This window comes from Spongiibacter sp. C9W (assembly GCF_057370015.1).
This window is the reverse complement of record NZ_CM170672.1, coordinates 2,633,368-2,650,359: the sequence shown is the minus strand read 5'-3', so window position 1 is coordinate 2,650,359 and position 16,992 is coordinate 2,633,368. Positions and strand designations below refer to the sequence as shown.

Sequence of the window (16,992 nt, the reverse complement as noted above, 5' to 3'; positions counted from 1 at the left end):
GTTTATAGCGGGCGCGAGAAACTGAAGATCAGTGCTTCCCGACCTTCTGCCTCGTCACTGTACTCAACACTGGCCGCAATACGGGAGCTACCCAGTGCCGCGCTGATGCCGACACTGGCCTCGACGTAATCTTCGCCATCCTCACGATACGACGGCATTTGATAATCACCGAAACCGAGATTGCGATTGCGCCCGGTTACCGTCTCGTCATGATCTTCCATTTCCGTCGCTGCAAACACTTCGGCAAAGCCGCGCACACCGTCGCCCAGTGCCACCCCTGCCAACAGCCCGGCTCGGAATACCTGGCTGTCGCGGCGCTGCTCACCCCACTCGGTATTGGCCACCGCCGCACCCGATTCACGATAGCTATCAACTTCAGCTTTCATCCAACGCCAGCCAACAGCGGGCCGCAGTGAGATACTACTGTCGCCAAGAACTTCGTAGCTAAGCAGGCCATCGAGATGCCAGCCGAAACCATTCGTGCCACCTTTGGCCGTTAAGGTCTGCGGCCCCAGCTTGACGTCCCGGTCGAGGCTGTCGTAATCCACCACGCTCAAGCCCGCGGCACCTTGCAACAACCAACCGCCATCGCGATAGCTCAACAGGCCGCTAAGCCCAACACTCGTCGCCGAAAAATCCGTGCGCGCGGATTCTGACTCGTGATCGCCAAAACTGAGCACCACCGCAGAGTCGAGCTGCTCACTCAAGGGGCTGCTAAAACCGATATTCAAGCTGCGGCTATCATTTTCAGCAACGCGCTCTGCGTCCAGGCCAACACCGCTGATCGTCCACCGCGATTCGCCCGGAGAGGCCTGCTGCTGGCGCCGCAATTCCGTTGTTGCACCGCGCTGACTGCGCACAATGTCCAAACCGAGCTCCGGAATTAGGCCAACGTCTTGCGGGCCATTCACTACGCTAATGAGGTAGTCACCCGTAATTGCCCCCATCTGCGCCGTGGGGTGCACACCGTCATTGAAGATCAGCACATCCGGGTTGGGGTTGCTGCCATCAATGCCGAATATCGGGTGCTCAACACAGTCATTGCCTGAATCGTCAAAGCACATATAACGCTGATCGAAGCCAGCCAGCGGCCCAAACGCGGGGTTGGTGCCGCTGACGAAGCCAAAGGCCTCGGCATTATCGGAAACGTAGCTGATCAACCCCGCCAGATCGACGGGAACGAGGTTTGCGCTGCCAAAAGCAGAAAATGCCTCCAGCGCACTGTTATAGCCGGCAGCACCTGCCGAGGCGGCCGCCGCACTGCCCGGCGCACCGAGGTCCTGAGCCTGCAATGCCGCCGTCTGACCGAGGTCTGGCAAGTTAGCGAACAGAATATAGTTCGCCCCGGCGTCACTCAGCGCTTGTGCAGCCGCAAGCAGTGTGCGCGCTGAATTAATAATAGACGCCTGATCAGTGGCCGTGCCGTTTAAAAAGTCGTTACCACCGCCATCAATTAGCACCAATGCATCGGGGTCGATACGCGGGGTCTCATTGAGAAAAGCCTGACGTGCAACCGCACCGCCGGCCGGTAGCGCCAGGCCCGTGCCGTTAATTGAGTTGAGTATATCTGCGGTTTCATAGCCGCCGACCGCCCAGTTTGTGCCACCCGCAGCGGCCGGCGCACTGAGCAGCGTTAAGGCTTCGCCCAGATATTGCGGCGCAATACGCGCATAGTCTCCGACGGTGAAGTCGCCATTGCCATCGCCCACGCGGTTGGTAAATCGCAACCCGAGGTTGCCGCTATCTAACAGGCTGTCGCCAAAGATATATAAATTGCTGTAGCTGACGTCAGCATGCACCGGCAACGCCAGCGCAGCCGCTATGCTTAAAGGAAGGAGTTTTTTCATTGTGGTCCCCACGTATTATTGTTTTCACCAACACTGTTGCGCCCGACAATTCGCTGCACTAATAGCAACATAGCAGAGCTTTTCAACGATGCTTGGTTCTGTTGCCAGTCAACGCGACTGACATACATTATTTAATACGTGGTTTTACTTAAACGGGTTCGAAAAGCTTCGAAATAGTATTGAGAAGCTGGGATATTCCAGCAATTACTGAAGACGAAGAAAGTGCTCCCGGTAATATTTCAGCTCGGCAATTGAGTCGCGAATATCATCCAGCGCCAAGTGGCTGGCTTTTTTGCTCAGGCCACTCATCAGCTCGGGGCGCCAGCGCCGCGCCAACTCTTTGAGCGTACTGACATCGAGATTGCGGTAGTGGAAATACGCCTCCAGCTTGGGCATTTCACGTGCCAGAAAGCGCCGGTCCTGGCAGATGCTGTTGCCACACATCGGCGAGGCGCCCTTATCGACATGCTTATCGAGGAACTCCAGCGTCAGCCGCTCGGCCTCCGCCACCGTCATGCAGGTTTCCTTCACGCGCTTGATAAGCCCTGACTGCCCGTGCTGAGTCGTATTCCACTCATCCATACCCGCCAGCACTTCATCGCTTTGATGGATCGCCAATACCGGCCCTTCGGCCAGCGTATTCAGCTCCGGGTCGGTCACGATCGTGGCAATTTCAATAATGTGATCGTTCTGAGTATCCAGACCGGTCATTTCCAGATCAATCCAGATTAAATTCATCGCCTTGGACATTGCCTCACCTCCACAGAACAGAAATCTCCCTTACCGGGCAGTATCTGCTGGATTGTAACAGCTCATACGTTAATATGAGCGCTGTTCACGCAGGGTCGGGCATGAGTAAACGCCGAATAAGCCGCCAGCAGAGATGGCGCATAGAAAAAATTCAATCTGAACGCAGCGAACGCGCACGCCGCAGGGCCGCCGATACTGAGGCAGCGTTGAGCGAGGGCGAGCTGGGTGACGAACAAACCGGCATTGTTGTCAGTCACTTCGGCCAACAGCTGGATGTTGAAGGACAAACCGGCGAACAGCAGCGCTGTCATGTCCGCAGCAACATCGACGGTTTGGTCACTGGTGACCAGGTCATCTGGCGGCCGGGCAAGCCCACTGGCGTGGTGGTTGCTCGCGAACCTCGCCGGTCACTACTGTCCCGCCCCGATAACTTCAATCGTTTAAAGCCTGTCGCCGCCAATATTGACCGTATTGTTATCGTGATTGCGCCCGAGCCGCTGGCCCACGCCAATCTGATCGATCGCTACCTTGTCGCGGCGGAACACAGTGATATTACGCCGGTACTGCTGCTTAATAAGTCAGATCTCATCGACCCGGAGGGCAACGCCAGCTTGCTCAACATGGTGCAGCGCTATCGCGACATCGGCTACGACGTGCTCACCGCATCCTGCGCCAGTGAAGGCGGCCTCAGCGACTTAAAAGCCCTGCTGGACGGCCATATCAGTGCCTTTGTCGGCCAATCTGGTGTCGGCAAATCCTCGCTCGTCAACGCCTTATTACCCGGCACTGACAGCCGAGTCGGCGCACTCTCAGAGGCCACAGCCAAGGGTCGCCATACCACCACCACCGCGCGGCTTTACCACTTCCCCGGAGGCGGCAGCTTGATCGACTCACCGGGAATTCGTGAGTTTGCGCTGTGGAACCTTGAACCAGAGCAGGTTCTGCAAGGGTTTAAAGAATTCCGGCCGTTTATCGGCCTGTGCCGTTTTCGAGATTGCCAGCACCAACAGGAACCGGGCTGCGCGCTTCGCGAGGCTGTCGAGGGCGGTGACATCACTGCGCAGCGCTTCGCCAGCTACCAACAAATTATTGCCAGCATAAGCGGCGATTAACGGCAGCGGCGAGCTCAGGAACTGCTGCGACAGAGGCATCGCAGCACCGCCGCGCTAGCTGTTACAATCCGCCGAAACAGGAGGGAACGCTATGAGTGACTTACCACTACTTATTGAGACCGAAGCGCTTGTATCCGCGCTTGACCAGCCAGATTTGCTGATTGTTGATACCAGTAGCCGCGACAACTACCTCCGCCACCATATCCCCGGCGCCGTGCATATTGCCCCCTCGGAACTACAGCGCGGCGAAAAGCCAGCCGTCGGCAAAATTCCCCGCGAAGCGGACCTACAGGCGCTGTTCTCGCGCATCGGGCTCCGCCCCGAACACCATGTTGTTGCCTACGACGACGAAGGCGGCGGCTGGGCTGGACGCCTGATCTGGACCCTGGATGCTATTGGCCATCACAACTACTCCTACCTCAATGGCGGTTTGCACGCCTGGCTAGCCGGTGGCCACCCAACCGAAAACGGCGAACACGACGTGCCCAGCAGCGACATCAGCATCCATATTGACAGCACGCCAATCGCTGAGATCGAAGGCTTTATCAACCTTCTTGGCAATAGCCAGCTCGCCATATGGGATGCTCGCAGCGCCGAGGAGTATCGCGGTGAAAAAGTGCTGGCTGCGCGGGGCGGCCACATTCCCGGTGCCGTCAACCTGGACTGGCTGGCACTGATGGACAAAGACAATGACTTCCGCCTGAAAGACCTTGGCGAACTGGAAGCCCAGTTGCAGGCACTGGGCATTACCCGTGACCGCACCGTTATCACCCACTGCCAAACCCATCACCGCTCGGGCCTGAGCTATCTATTGATGAAGATACTTGGCTACCCCCATATCAAGGCCTATGACGGCTCGTGGGGAGAGTGGGGTAATCGCGACGACACGCCTATCAACACCGGCGACGCTCCCTAGAACATTCTTTTATACACTGCCAATGTAGAGGCGACATCGTGAACACTGTTTTTATTATTCTGCAACACCTGCTTCCCCAGCATTTATTGTCGCGCCTTGTCGGGCGGCTGGCGGAGTGTCGCAGCCCTTGGCTAAAAAACATCTTGATCAGCCAATTCATCCGGCAGTACAAGGTCAACATGGAGGAAGCCGCAGCGGACAGCCCGCAGGACTACGCCAACTTCAATGACTTTTTTACCCGCGCGCTGCGCGATGGCGCGCGCCCAATCGACGACAAAGCGGAAACCCTGTGCTGCCCAGCTGACGGTGCCATCAGCCAGTTAGGTCGCATTCACGACGGCCGTATTTTTCAGGCCAAGGGCCAGGACTACAGCCTGAATACCCTGCTCGGTGGCGACGAGGCGCTCAGCGAAACCTTTCGCGATGGTAGCTTTGCAACTATTTATCTGTCTCCCCGCGACTACCACCGTGTTCACATGCCGATCACCGGCACCCTGCGCAGCATGACTTACATCCCCGGCAAGCTGTTTTCAGTAAACACCACTACCGCTGAAAGCGTGCGCAGCCTTTTTGCTCGTAACGAGCGGGCGGTGTGTATTTTTGATACCGAGGCCGGCCCGATGGCAATGATTTTGGTGGGCGCCATGATTGTCGCGGGCATTGAGACGGTATGGGCGGGCCAGGTTGCACCCCCTCCACGGGAAATTACCACCCGCCAGTACCAGGAAACTGAAGCCGCACCCGTACTGCAAAAAGGCGAAGAAATGGGGCGCTTTAAACTGGGGTCAACGGTGATTTTGCTATTCGGCAAAGACCAAGTGGATTGGCTGGAGCAGTATGAAGCCCTAACCCCCACGCGACTTGGCGAGGCCCTGGCGCGTCGACGCTAGAAAACCCGCCCCCAACCAACGAGTCGGCTTTCGCGCCCGTGTAAAGCCCCGCTGGATCACACCCGGTCCAGCGGAAAAGCCACAACCTCGTCGATGCGCGAGCTGCTTGTCGCCAGCATTAATAAGCGGTCCAGCCCCACGGCAACACCACAACATTCGGGCAAACCGGCCTGCATCGCCGACAGCAGGTTGCGGTCAATCGGCGGCAATGTTTGACCGCTTGCCTTACGCTGCTGGTGATCGCGACGTATGCGCCGCAGCAACTCACCGGCGTCGCGCAACTCGTCGTAACCATTCGCCAACTCTAAACCGCCACAGAACGCCTCAAAGCGCCGCGCGACCGATTGCCCCTGAGCATCAATGGCAATATTGGCAAGGGCGGCTTGCGACTCGGGAAAATCCACCACGAAGGTAATAGCCTCGCCGTCAAAGCTCGGCTCGACAACTGCCGACATGATCAACTGCAGCCAGGTATCACGCTCATCGCTGTCGAAGTTGATATCCATATGCTGTGAGGCACAGTCTCGCAACGCATCGAGGCTGGCGGTATGCGGGTCCAGGCCTACCGCGGTTAAGAACGCCGACCGGTAAGTCATGTGCTCCACGGCTTTATCGCCAACGGCCAAGCGAATAACCGCAGCGACCTCATCCATCAGTGATTCGAGCGCTACGCCCGGCTCGTACCACTCGAGCATGGTGAACTCAGGGTTGTGACGAGCGCCGTGCTCGCTGCCACGAAACGCCTTACAGATTTGAAAAATCGCGCCGCTGCCAGCAGCGAGCAGACGCTTCATGGCATATTCGGGGGAGGTCTGTAAGTAGAAAGGATGGTCGCCCGACAGCGGATTTGCTGTGGCAATGGCGTCAATATGGGGGTCGGTTACCGGCGAAGAGGCCAGCAGTGGCGTTTCAACTTCCATCACACCGCGCTCGGCAAAGCGGGTGCGCAGCGCGGCGTATAGCGCGGCCCTGCTGCGCAGGGCCACCATCGACGCACTGGGGCGCCAGTCTCTCAATTAGCTTTTCACCCGGCTAACATATTCACCGCTGCGGGTGTCAACGCGAATCACTTCACCCTGGCTGATGAACAGCGGAACCTTTACCACGGCTCCGGTGCTCAGGTGGGCCGGCTTGGTACCACCCTGCGCGGTATCGCCTTTCAGGCCGGGATCGGTTTCGACAATTTCCAACTCCACGAAGTTTGGCGGAGTCACCGACAGGGGCGCACCGTTGTACAGGGTCACGGTGCAAACGTCCTGCTCTTTCAACCATTGAGCGGCATCGCCAACAGCCTTCTCATCGGCTTGTACCTGCTCGAAATTGGTGGGGTCCATAAAGTGGAAAAACTCGCCATCGCTGTAGAGGTATTCCATTTCATGATCCATCACGTCGGCGCCCTCAAGGGACTCACCCGATTTAAACGTACGCTCCCACACCCGTCCGGTGTTAAGGTTGCGCAGCTTCACGCGGTTGAACGCCTGCCCCTTTCCGGGTTTTACAAATTCATTGTCTAGAATTGAACAGGGCTCACCGTCGAGCATCACTTTCAATCCAGAGCGAAATTCATTGGTAGAATAGCTGGCCATGATTATCCTCAGCGACTGGGCTTTAGCGTATTTTTAAAAGGGCGACATGATACCTCTTAACGCGCCACATTGGCAGACTACAGATTGGCAACAGCAATACCGCGACATGATCCGCAGCCCGGAACAGCTCTGGCAGCGGTTAGCACTCGACCCCGGTGACCGCCCGGATATTCAGACTGCGCTTGCCGACTTTCCATTGCGCGTCACCGAGGCCTTTGTCGCAAAAATGCAGCCAGGCGACTGGAACGACCCTCTGCTGCTGCAAATATTGCCACAAGCACAAGAGCTGAACGATCAGCCCGGCTACAGCAATGACCCCTTGCAGGAAGCGGCCAGCAATCCAGTACCCGGGCTTATCCACAAATACCGCGGCCGCGTCCTGATGGTGACCACCCCCGCCTGCGCCGTTCACTGTCGCTACTGCTTTCGCCGCGCCTTTCCCTACAACGACAATCGCGCAAGTCAGGACGACTGGCGCGCGGCGCTGGACTATATCAGCGCTCACCCTGAGATAAATGAAGTTATTCTAAGCGGCGGCGACCCCCTGTCGGCGCCGGATGACTACCTTCACCAGCTTGTTGACCGCCTGGCGGCCCTGCCACAAATCAATACCCTGCGGCTGCACACACGCCTGCCACTGGTTTTACCAGCGAGAATAACCCACGGGCTGATTGATGCCCTGACGCGGCCGCAATTACACACCGTCATCGTTGTGCACGCCAATCATCCCAATGAGATCGACAGCGACACTGTCACCGCACTGCTAGAATTAAAGCGGGCCGGATTCACGCTTCTCAACCAGAGCGTGCTGCTTAAAGGAGTGAACGACTGCGCAAAAACACTGACTAGCCTGAGCAAACAATTGTTCGACTGCGGGGTTCTCCCCTACTATCTGCATGTGTTGGACAAGGTTAACGGCGCAGGACACTTTCACGTTGACGATGCCAAAGCGCAACAAATTATGCAGCAGTTACTGGCCTCGCTGCCCGGCTACTTAGTGCCGCGACTGGTTCGCGAGGAGCCCGGCCAGCGCAGCAAGACGCCACTTGCGCTACGCTAATTAAACGCGTAAAAACATATACTTATTTACCATCGCAGAAGTGATGTATCGCGATTGATAACGGAATGCCATGAACAGCACACCAAGCCTGCTGGTACCGCTGCCGGAAATTAACCGGCACCAACACAGCCTCTTCAGCCTGACGGCATCGGCAGCCGGAAAGTGGCTGGAAACTCTGCCGCGCGCCAACCTTGGCGAAACCACTCGCCGTTTGTATCAAGCGCTGAGTGAGCTCAGCCATGTTCGCTGCAAGGGTCGTGACCGCTTTGAAGTGCTCGAAAAAATTCGCCCCCATGTGCATTACATTACCCGCGGCCTCTCGCAACACTATTTAAACAAGCCCATTGTTTTGCCCGAGAAGTCTGAAAAAATCGTTCAGTTGGCAGACACCCTAAACACCTTGCTGGCACTCGGCTACTGCCAAGCCTTTGTAAATTTGGAACTTGAATCCAGACTGCTCAAACCTAAAGAGACGCTGGCAACCTGCCTGCATCGCGCGTTAACCGAGTACAGCTGCGTGCTGGTTCGCAGCTACCAGCTATACCGCACACCACCACGGCGGTTTTGGCAAAACCTCCACCACATCTACCACAGCGCACAACTGCAAAAGCTCACCAAGCAGCGCATTGATGATCGCAGCCAAGGCGGCGGCACCGTCGAGCAGGCCTATTTACGACCACTCATTTTGGCCTGCAGCCGCTGCTCGCAGCTTTCCCAGCGCTATATCGAACAAGTGTTTTTCGGTTTGCGATACTGGAGCAGCGAGATTGAACTGCGCAGTAAACGCCTTGAAAGCTGCGTTTTCTTACTCGACCCCGAGCAAGACGCTCCCCCGGTCTATCGCGAGCTGGCCGACAAAGCGCCCAGCCCCGGTTGGCTGGGCATCGACACCTCCGCCCTGCAAGGCGGCAGCGCCAAGTTGCTCAGCAAAATCCCTGGCAGCAAACTCAGCGTTGAATTTAAGCTACCTGAGCACGTGCTCAGCCAGTTGAGCATGGCCTGGAGCGCCGCGACCCTGCGAGCCGCAGAGCGTATTCCCTGCGATGAGACGGCGCTCATTACCGTGGGAATGAACCCAACCCACTACTTCGCGGCAAATCAGTCAGATTTTGAGCTGTTCGAACTTGAGGGCAGTGACGCCAGTTCGAGAGCAGACCCGTATAACAACAAACCCCAAAACTCCGACCCGTGGGCAGGCAGCGGCGGCCGCGACACGCGCGACTACGATATCAATGACCACTGGCAGGAGGGGCGCAGCGAGCGGGCCGCGGTCGAAGACATTTCCTATACCTTGCCCCAGACCCAAAATGGCCCCGGCAAGAGCGAGAGCCACTATCACTACCAGCGCGCTCGCCTAATGGACAGCAGCACCTCCGGATACCGTATTGAGTGGCCGGACACTATTGAGACCCGGATTCGTACTGGAGAAGTTATCGGTGTAAAAACTGACGACTATGAAAACTGGCGAATAGCCGTTGTTCGCTGGCTCAGAAGCGACGAAAGCCATCAAATGGGCGTTGAAGTGATTGCGAGCGCGGCAACGGCCTACAGTGCCAGAGCGATGCAATCTGGCCTGGCTTCAGGAGATTTCCAGCGAGCCCTGCTCATTCCCGGTCGGGACAGCGGCCCCCTGGTGATGCTAACCAACATCACTGGCTTCGCAACGGGGCAGACGGTAGAACTGATTCGCCCCGGCCACGTTATGCGTATAAAACTCGATGAGATCGTCGACAGCTCAACGGCATACAAGCTGTTCGCGTACACAGACACCAACCGGCAACAAACCAGCAGTGTCGACCGTATTGTGGCAAAACGCAGTGACGACGATGACAATGAAGGCGACTTCAACAAGCTCTGGGATATTTTGTAAGCGCCGTACCCGGCGACGTCAATGTTGAGGAATTATGGCCCGCACCTCCGCGATAAAATTGCTGCTTATCGGCTTCAATGACGACAATGCTGAAGACATCATCAGCACATTTCGCCGCGCCGGCAAGGTCGCCCATAGCAAGCTGATTAACGACGGCAAAGAGCTGCAGGAGCAACTCAGTGATAGCCACTGGGACTTAGCATTCTTCGATGCCGTGCACTCCAAATTATCGATTGCGCAGTGCGGCCAGATACTCAGACACGCCAACGTCGATCTGCCATTTATCTACCTCAGTGACGACGAAAACATCCCACTGCCCGACACTTCAGTCAGTTTGGTGTTGAGCAACCAAAACCGCGCGCGCCTGCTGTTTTTTGCGCAGCGAGAACTTGAAGCACTGGCAAGCCGCAGAGAGCTCGATGCCACCAAAGCGGCGTTGCTTGAAGAGCAGCAACGCAATGCACTGCTACTGGATTCGCACCAAGATGCGGTTTGCTATATCACTGACGGCATGATTATTTATGCCAATGCGCTGTTCTGTCAGCAAGTCGGCCACGACGACCTGGACGGTTTTCCTATCGTCGATTTGATTTGCAACAAAGATCAAGATCGCTTTAAAAACGCCCTAAAAAAGCAGCCAGGCAACAGTGACGGCAGCACGCTGGAAATTAGTTTTTTAAGTAGCGACGAGCAAGAGCTAAAAAGCTCGGTCACCTGCAATAACGCCAGCTACGACGGTGAGGCCTGTGTACAGCTAACCCTGCACGAAGCTGGCAGCGGCGCCGCCACCGGCCACCTCGACGCGACAACCGGGCTGGCAAATCGCAAGCACTTTGCACAACTACTGCAAGACTTCGTCGACGCGCAGCGAAACAGCAATAGCTCACTCATCGTGCTGCAACTCGATAACTTCGACAAGTTCCGGCGCGACTTAAATCTGCACAATACCGAAACACTAATTCAGGCCTTGAGCGAGCGTCTTCAAGCATTAATCCCGGCGCAGTACTACGGCCGCATCGCCGACGATCTGTTCGCAGTGATCGCCCACCATGTTCCCAGTCAACGGGCCTTAGAAACCAGCCAAGAAGCACTAAAGGCCATCGAGTCTGAGATTATTGAGGTAAAAAAACAGTCGCTGCAATGTCACTTTAGCGCAGCGATTATGCCCATTAATCACCTCACCACGCCCCACGCTGCGACGTTGCTTGACCAGTGTTTTGAGACGGTGCAAAGCATCGCGGCCAACGGTGGTAACGCTGCCGAAATTTATCACCGCGACCGCCAGCAGCTGCAGCGCAGTGATGAGATAAGCACACTTATTGAAGAGGCTTTCGCCGACCAGCGCCTGCAAATTCTGTTTCAACCCATTATTAATCTCAGCGATGCCGAGGGGGATTACTACGAAGCCTCGCTGGATATTAGAGATTGGCAAGAAGGCGAAGTGACCGCAGGGGAAATGCTGCGCGTTGTAGAGAAGGAGCCGAACAACAATAAGCTCGATCGATGGATTGTGGTTGAAACAACCAAGGTCTTGGCGAAAAAGCGCGCCGCTGGCGAGGATACAAAATTAACCATCAACCTCAGCGGCAATGTCTTTCACGATAGCGAGTTTTGCTCATGGCTGAGCGTCGCCATGAAAGCCGCCGGCCTCCCCGGTAGTGCGCTGATTCTGCAGTTTAGCGAAGAGAGCATTGCCAGCTCGCTGAAGCCCGCTCTGGATTGTTGTCGCCAGTTGGAGTCGCTGGGAATTGGGCTAGCCGTGCGCAACTTCGGCCGCAGCCAAGACGGCAATAAATTCCTGGAACACATTAAGCCCGCGCTGATTAAACCGGGCGTGCGTAAAACCGACAGCCTGAGCGCCGATGAAATCAGAGAGATCATCCAGGGTGGTCGCCAACTGAATAGCCGCGTACTGATTCCCAACGTCAGCAGCGCCGCCAGCCTGGCCGTGCTGTGGCAACTCGGCCCTGACTTTATTCAGGGCAGTTATGTGCAAGACCCATCCACGGAGATGTCTTACGAATTTGCTGCCTTCGGTTGAGCGGAAGGGCTGCTTAGGCGGTCACTGATTCCCAGCAGGTACAATATGCTGTCTAAGCCGAGGGTAGAAATCGACTGCTTAGCGTTCTCGCGCACAATCGGCTTGGCGCGGAATGCGATCCCCAGGCCCGCAATGCTCAGCATGGGCAGGTCATTGGCACCGTCCCCCACCGCGATCACCTGCTCCATGTCGATACCTTCTCGCTGGGCAATTTCGCGCAGCAGTTCGGCCTTGCGTTGGCCATCAACCACTACCCCGCTGACCTCGCCGGTGACACGCCCCTCTTCAATTGCCAGCTCATTGGCATAGACATAGTCAATGCCAAGACGCTTTTGCAGGTAGTGACCAAAGTAGGTAAAACCACCGGATAAAATGGCGGTTTTATAGCCCAGTTTCTTCAAGGTGGATACCAGACGTTCGGCGCCCTCGGTGATTGGTAAACTCTCGGCAATACCCTCCAACACCGATTCATCCAAGCCTTTCAAAAGCGCGACCCGGGCAGCAAAGCTTTCTTTAAAGTCGATCTCTCCGCGCATCGCGCGCTCGGTGATCTCCGCGACTTTTTTTCCAACGCCGGCTGCGCTGGCCAGCTCATCAATCACCTCGGCTTCGATCAGCGTTGAATCCATATCAAAGGCGACCAGGCGACGCGTGCGGCGGAACATGCTGTCTTCCTGGTAGGCGATATCAATATCCATCTCGCTGGCGAGCGTAAGTAGCTCGCCGCGAAAATCGGATGCATCGGCCAAATTGCCTCGCACAGAAAGCTCCACCGACGCCTTCGACTGCTCGTCCACCCCCTCCAGCGGCACCCGTCCAGACAAGCGGTCAATGCGGTCGATATTCAAACCATAGCGTGAAACGATCTCAGTGACGTGGGCGATATGCTGGGCGCTGATTTTACGCGCCAGCAAGGTCACAATGTGGCGCTGCTTGCCCTGCCCGGCTACCCACTGCTGGTAACTGTCGGCACTCACCGGCAAGAATCGCACTTGCAGCCCCATTTCATGGCAGCGGAATAATACATCCTTGAGAATACTCGCCGCTTCCGTTCCCGAGGGCAGGGACACCAGCAGGCCCAGTGACAGCGTGTCGTGGATCACTGCCTGACCAATATCCAACACCGCCACATCGTGGTCAGCCAGAATACCGGTAATGGAACTGGTTACGCCGGGACGGTCGTCACCAGCAATATTGATCATGATAATTTCGTTCACACTGCCCCCTTGGTTTGGCGCTATTGTAGCGGGAGTGCCGCGCCTGCCCAAGCACTGCTGACAGCGGAGGCGACTTTCTGCCAGCGCTTTTGCACAAGATCTGAGGAAAATGCACTTTACCCGCTAACAGCCTTGTTATACTCCTGCCAGGCAACCACTCTCTCAGCGGATAAACAAACATGCTAAAACAGCTTCTGCGCCTACCCCTAGCGTCGAAATGCGGCCTTATCGCCGCGCTGATATGCGGTATTGCCGGCCTTACCCTGCTAATTACCAGCATGACCGCCAGCAAGCAGATCCTGCTAGAAACCACCCGCTTGATCGGCCAGCAGTGGACCAACCAGCTTGCCTCCCAGAGCCAGCAAGCGCTGTTGCGCAATGACCGCGTCAGCCTGCAGGCCATATTGCAGGACTATATCGAAAGCCCGCTCATCGTGTACGGCAGCATTCAAAATGCGCGTGGCGAAGCCGTCGCGGAAGCCGGAACCTGGCGGGACGACCACCTGAACTACCAGTCAGCCGTCGCTGCAGACGGGCGTCTCGGGCAAGTCAAACTGTCGTTGAGCAGCGAGCTAATTGGCAATGAAATACGCGATCTCGGTAAAACGCTGTTATTGCTCACCGCCATCCTCTGCTGCTTGAGTTATGCGCTGATCGCCGTACCCATGCTCGGCATCGAGCGCCATTTGGATAGAGCCCGCGCGCGCCTTGCCCAACCGATTAAAGACGATGAGAGCCTCTACCCCGGCCAAGATGCACTCGGCGAGCTGCTAAATGAAATACATAATCCCCAGATTCGGCTGATGCAGGCCGGTGAAAAACGCTACCGCGACTACTACATACTGCACTGCCATTGGCAGGCCTATGACGACCTGAAAGAAAAAATGACCGCGGAACGCTTTGAGCAGCAGCTGCAGACGGCGTTTGCCCGCAGCGAGGCCATTGCTCGCCTCTACCACGGCGAACTCATACTGACTCGGCACAACGCCGTCACGCTGCGCTTCTTCCAATTGGACGGCTGCGACGCCCCACTGTTTCGCGCATTGTGCGCCGCAGAGCTACTCCACAAGCTGGACCGCAGTTTAAAAATTCGCCCGGGTATCGCCCGCGTCTGCAGCGAGGGCAGTGACTGGCACTGCCAGGCTGACGAATGTGCGGCTATTGACCGGCTGCATATCACCACCGCCGAAGGCGAAGGAATCTGGCTGGACAACAACTGCTGCAACCACGAGCGCCTCGATGCCTGGGCAAGCTGTCGAGGCAACCGCGTGGGAAGCCTCAAGTCGCCCTACAATGAGTTACTGGAGCGCCAGCACAGCCAGCTGAAGTCGCTCGACCTGGAGCAACTGCAGCGTCGCCCCAATGGCGACGCTACTGCTCAGCACTAATCAGCTCAACGCCATCAACTTTCTGGAAGCCACGCGGCAATTTGTGGCCACGGCGACCGCGCTCACCCAAATAGTGCTCAAGTTCCGAGAGTTTTAAAGACAGGTGGCGCTTGCCAGAGAGCACCTTAATGCTGTCGCGACTGCCCATTACCACCGTTGCCACCACATACTCTTCTCGGCTGGCGACGCGTGCGCCGGGAATACCAATCAGCTTGTTGCCTTTGCCACGCGCCATAATCGGCAAATCAGTGACGGGGAAAACCAACATACGGCCCTCGCTACTGATCACCACGACAAAATGCTCTTCAAGCCCGGCAACCGCAACCGGCGACATTACCTGACCACCCTTAGGCAGGGTCAGGGTCGCTTTACCGGCTTTGTTTTTACTGTGTAAATCACCTAGCTTGGCAACGAAGCCATAACCCGCATCGGAGGCCAGCAGGTAATAACTGTCGTCGCCCCCCATCATCATTCCGCAAAAGCTCACGCCCGACGGCGGGTTAATGCGCCCAGTTAGGGGCTCCCCCTGTCCTCGAGCCGATGGCAGTGTGTGAGCGGCGACGCTGTAACTGCGCCCGGTGCTGTCCAAGATCAATACGGACTGGTTACTGCGCCCCCTCGCCGCCAAATTGAAACGGTCGCCCGACTTATAGCTAAGAGCAACAGGGTCAATATCGTGGCCTTTGGCCGCGCGAATCCAACCCATCTCCGACAAAACAATGGTTACTGGATCAGCGGAGACGATATCCTCTTCCGCAAAGGCCTTCGCCTCATTACGCGCCACCAGCGGTGAACGGCGCTCGTCGCCATATTCTTCTGCCGCGGCCAATAGCTCTTTGCGCACCAGCGTTTTCATTCGACGGGTGGAGCCAAGCGTCTGCTCGAGCTGGTCCCGCTCGGCCGACAGCTCTTCCTGCTCGCCGCGAATTTTCATCTCCTCGAGCTTGGCCAAATGACGCAGTTTCAGCTCTAGGATGGCTTCGGCTTGCGTGTCGCTTAAACCGAAGCGCTCCATAAGCACAGGCTTCGGTTTATCCTCTTCACGGATAATGGCAATGACCTCATCGATATTGAGGAACGCGACCAATAAACCATCGAGAATATGCAAACGCTTGAGAACTTTATCGAGACGGAATTCCAAACGCCGGCGAGTGGTGTTGGTACGAAACTCCAGCCACTCTCCGAGAATACGATCCAGGCTCTTTACCTGCGGCCGGCCATCAATGCCGATCATATTCATGTTGACCCGATAACTGCGCTCGAGGTCCGTGGTGGCGAAAAGATGGTTCATTAGCGCTTCGGTATTCACTCGGTTAGAGCGCGGCACGATCACCAGCCGAGTCGGATTTTCGTGGTCGGACTCATCGCGCAAGTCGACCACCATTGGCAATTTCTTGGCCTGCATTTGCTGGGCAATTTGCTCCAATACCTTGGAGCCTGAGGTCTGGTGAGGCAACGCCGTAATAACGATGTCGTCGTGTTCCTCCTGCCACACCGCCCGCATTCTCAAGGAGCCGCGCCCGGTCTCATAGATTTTTCGAATTTCGTCAGCGGGCGTAATCAGCTCGGCATCGGTAGGAAAATCCGGGCCCTTCACGTGCTCACAGAGTTCGGCAACGGTGGCCTTGGGCGCATCGAGTAGATGAATGCAGGCACTCACCACTTCCCGAAGATTGTGAGGCGGGATGTCGGTGGCCATTCCCACCGCGATACCGGTGGTACCGTTCAGCAAAATATTGGGCACCCGCGCGGGCAGCATGGCAGGCTCATCAAGCGCACCGTCAAAATTCGGCACCCAATCTACCGTTCCCTGCCCCAACTCGCTCAGCATGACTTCGGCGTAGCGCGTTAACTTGGATTCGGTATAGCGCATCGCCGCAAACGATTTGGGGTCATCGGGAGAACCCCAGTTCCCCTGTCCGTCAATCAGCGGATAACGGTAAGAGAAGTCCTGAGACATGAGCACCATGGCCTCATAGACCGCGCTATCGCCGTGGGGGTGGAATTTACCGATAACATCGCCAACGGTGCGCGCCGACTTCTTGTATTTTGCGCTGGCCTTTAATCCCAGCTCACTCATCGCATAGACAATTCGGCGCTGAACAGGCTTTAAGCCATCGGCAATATTCGGCAGCGCGCGATCAAGAATAACGTACATGGAGTAATCCAAATACGCCTTCTCGGTATAAGATTTTAATGGGATCTGCTCAACGCCATCGGCGCCGATCACGATATTGTCAGACATAGATTTAGCCAGTTCCTCAAATGTTCAGCATTCCCGCAGAATGCCCCATACGTGTAATTACGAAGCGCTT

13 protein-coding genes are annotated in these 16,992 nt (G+C 56.5%); 7 read left to right on the top strand and 6 right to left on the bottom strand.

Annotation, left to right across the window (positions count from 1 at the left end; genetic code table 11):
* Nucleotides 1–2 precede the first annotated feature (2 nt).
* Together AC2Q8J_RS12560 and orn are read right to left on the bottom strand one after the other, a co-directional pair.
* Complete coding sequence (locus tag AC2Q8J_RS12560) at nucleotides 3–1,847, bottom strand: autotransporter domain-containing protein (protein WP_286693950.1); 1,845 nt, start codon at nucleotides 1,845–1,847, stop codon at nucleotides 3–5.
* 204 nt (nucleotides 1,848–2,051) lie between these two features.
* Nucleotides 2,052–2,597, bottom strand: a complete 546-nt coding sequence (gene orn, locus AC2Q8J_RS12555; RefSeq protein ID WP_204996172.1) for an oligoribonuclease — start codon at nucleotides 2,595–2,597, stop codon at nucleotides 2,052–2,054.
* Nucleotides 2,598–2,698: 101 nt separating this feature from the next.
* On the opposite strand from orn, the gene rsgA reads away from it, so the two are divergent.
* The 3 genes from rsgA to asd all read left to right on the top strand — a co-directional run bounded on the left by rsgA (nucleotide 2,699) and on the right by asd (nucleotide 5,515).
* On the top strand, nucleotides 2,699–3,709 hold the full coding sequence (gene rsgA / locus AC2Q8J_RS12550) for a small ribosomal subunit biogenesis GTPase RsgA (RefSeq protein ID WP_204996171.1): 1,011 nt from the start codon (nucleotides 2,699–2,701) through the stop codon (nucleotides 3,707–3,709).
* A gap of 91 nt (nucleotides 3,710–3,800) precedes the next feature.
* Nucleotides 3,801–4,625, top strand: coding sequence for a sulfurtransferase (locus tag AC2Q8J_RS12545; RefSeq protein ID WP_286836691.1), 825 nt, complete (start codon nucleotides 3,801–3,803; stop codon nucleotides 4,623–4,625).
* Between the two features lie 38 nt (nucleotides 4,626–4,663).
* Complete coding sequence (gene asd, locus AC2Q8J_RS12540) at nucleotides 4,664–5,515, top strand: archaetidylserine decarboxylase (protein ID WP_286836693.1); 852 nt, start codon at nucleotides 4,664–4,666, stop codon at nucleotides 5,513–5,515.
* Between the two features lie 56 nt (nucleotides 5,516–5,571).
* Here the strand turns inward: asd and epmA are convergent, their stop codons facing one another.
* Both epmA and efp read right to left on the bottom strand, forming a co-directional pair.
* Entirely contained in the window at nucleotides 5,572–6,531 is a 960-nt protein-coding gene (gene epmA, locus AC2Q8J_RS12535) for an EF-P lysine aminoacylase EpmA (protein ID WP_486451439.1), read from the bottom strand.
* The gene (gene efp / locus AC2Q8J_RS12530; RefSeq protein WP_027874134.1) at nucleotides 6,532–7,101 is read right to left on the bottom strand and encodes an elongation factor P; all 570 of its coding nucleotides are present in this window, start codon (nucleotides 7,099–7,101) and stop codon (nucleotides 6,532–6,534) included.
* A 46-nt stretch (nucleotides 7,102–7,147) separates the two neighbouring features.
* Here efp and epmB point away from each other — a divergent pair, with 46 nt between their 5' ends.
* The 3 genes from epmB to AC2Q8J_RS12515 all read left to right on the top strand — a co-directional run bounded on the left by epmB (nucleotide 7,148) and on the right by AC2Q8J_RS12515 (nucleotide 12,072).
* Nucleotides 7,148–8,161, top strand: a complete 1,014-nt coding sequence (epmB, locus tag AC2Q8J_RS12525; protein ID WP_486451438.1) for an EF-P beta-lysylation protein EpmB — start codon at nucleotides 7,148–7,150, stop codon at nucleotides 8,159–8,161.
* A 70-nt stretch (nucleotides 8,162–8,231) separates the two neighbouring features.
* Nucleotides 8,232–10,031 carry a hypothetical protein gene (locus AC2Q8J_RS12520; protein WP_486451437.1) on the top strand — a complete coding sequence of 600 codons (1,800 nt, stop codon included), beginning with the start codon at nucleotides 8,232–8,234 and terminating at the stop codon, nucleotides 10,029–10,031.
* A 34-nt stretch (nucleotides 10,032–10,065) separates the two neighbouring features.
* On the top strand, nucleotides 10,066–12,072 hold the full coding sequence (locus AC2Q8J_RS12515; RefSeq protein ID WP_286693944.1) for a sensor domain-containing phosphodiesterase: 2,007 nt from the start codon (nucleotides 10,066–10,068) through the stop codon (nucleotides 12,070–12,072).
* Here AC2Q8J_RS12515 and serB read toward each other — a convergent pair.
* Nucleotides 12,048–13,289 carry a phosphoserine phosphatase SerB gene (gene serB, locus AC2Q8J_RS12510; RefSeq protein ID WP_486451436.1) on the bottom strand — a complete coding sequence of 414 codons (1,242 nt, stop codon included), beginning with the start codon at nucleotides 13,287–13,289 and terminating at the stop codon, nucleotides 12,048–12,050. The two genes, AC2Q8J_RS12515 and serB, sit on opposite strands and share 25 nt — an antisense overlap.
* A 179-nt stretch (nucleotides 13,290–13,468) precedes the next feature.
* Here serB and AC2Q8J_RS12505 point away from each other — a divergent pair, with 179 nt between their 5' ends.
* Nucleotides 13,469–14,677: a hypothetical protein gene (locus tag AC2Q8J_RS12505; RefSeq protein WP_288363590.1), complete on the top strand. Its 1,209-nt coding sequence runs from the start codon at nucleotides 13,469–13,471 to the stop codon at nucleotides 14,675–14,677.
* Here the strand turns inward: AC2Q8J_RS12505 and parC are convergent.
* Nucleotides 14,661–16,922, bottom strand: a complete 2,262-nt coding sequence (parC, locus tag AC2Q8J_RS12500; protein ID WP_204996164.1) for a DNA topoisomerase IV subunit A — start codon at nucleotides 16,920–16,922, stop codon at nucleotides 14,661–14,663. The two genes, AC2Q8J_RS12505 and parC, sit on opposite strands and share 17 nt — an antisense overlap.
* Nucleotides 16,923–16,992 lie beyond the last annotated feature (70 nt).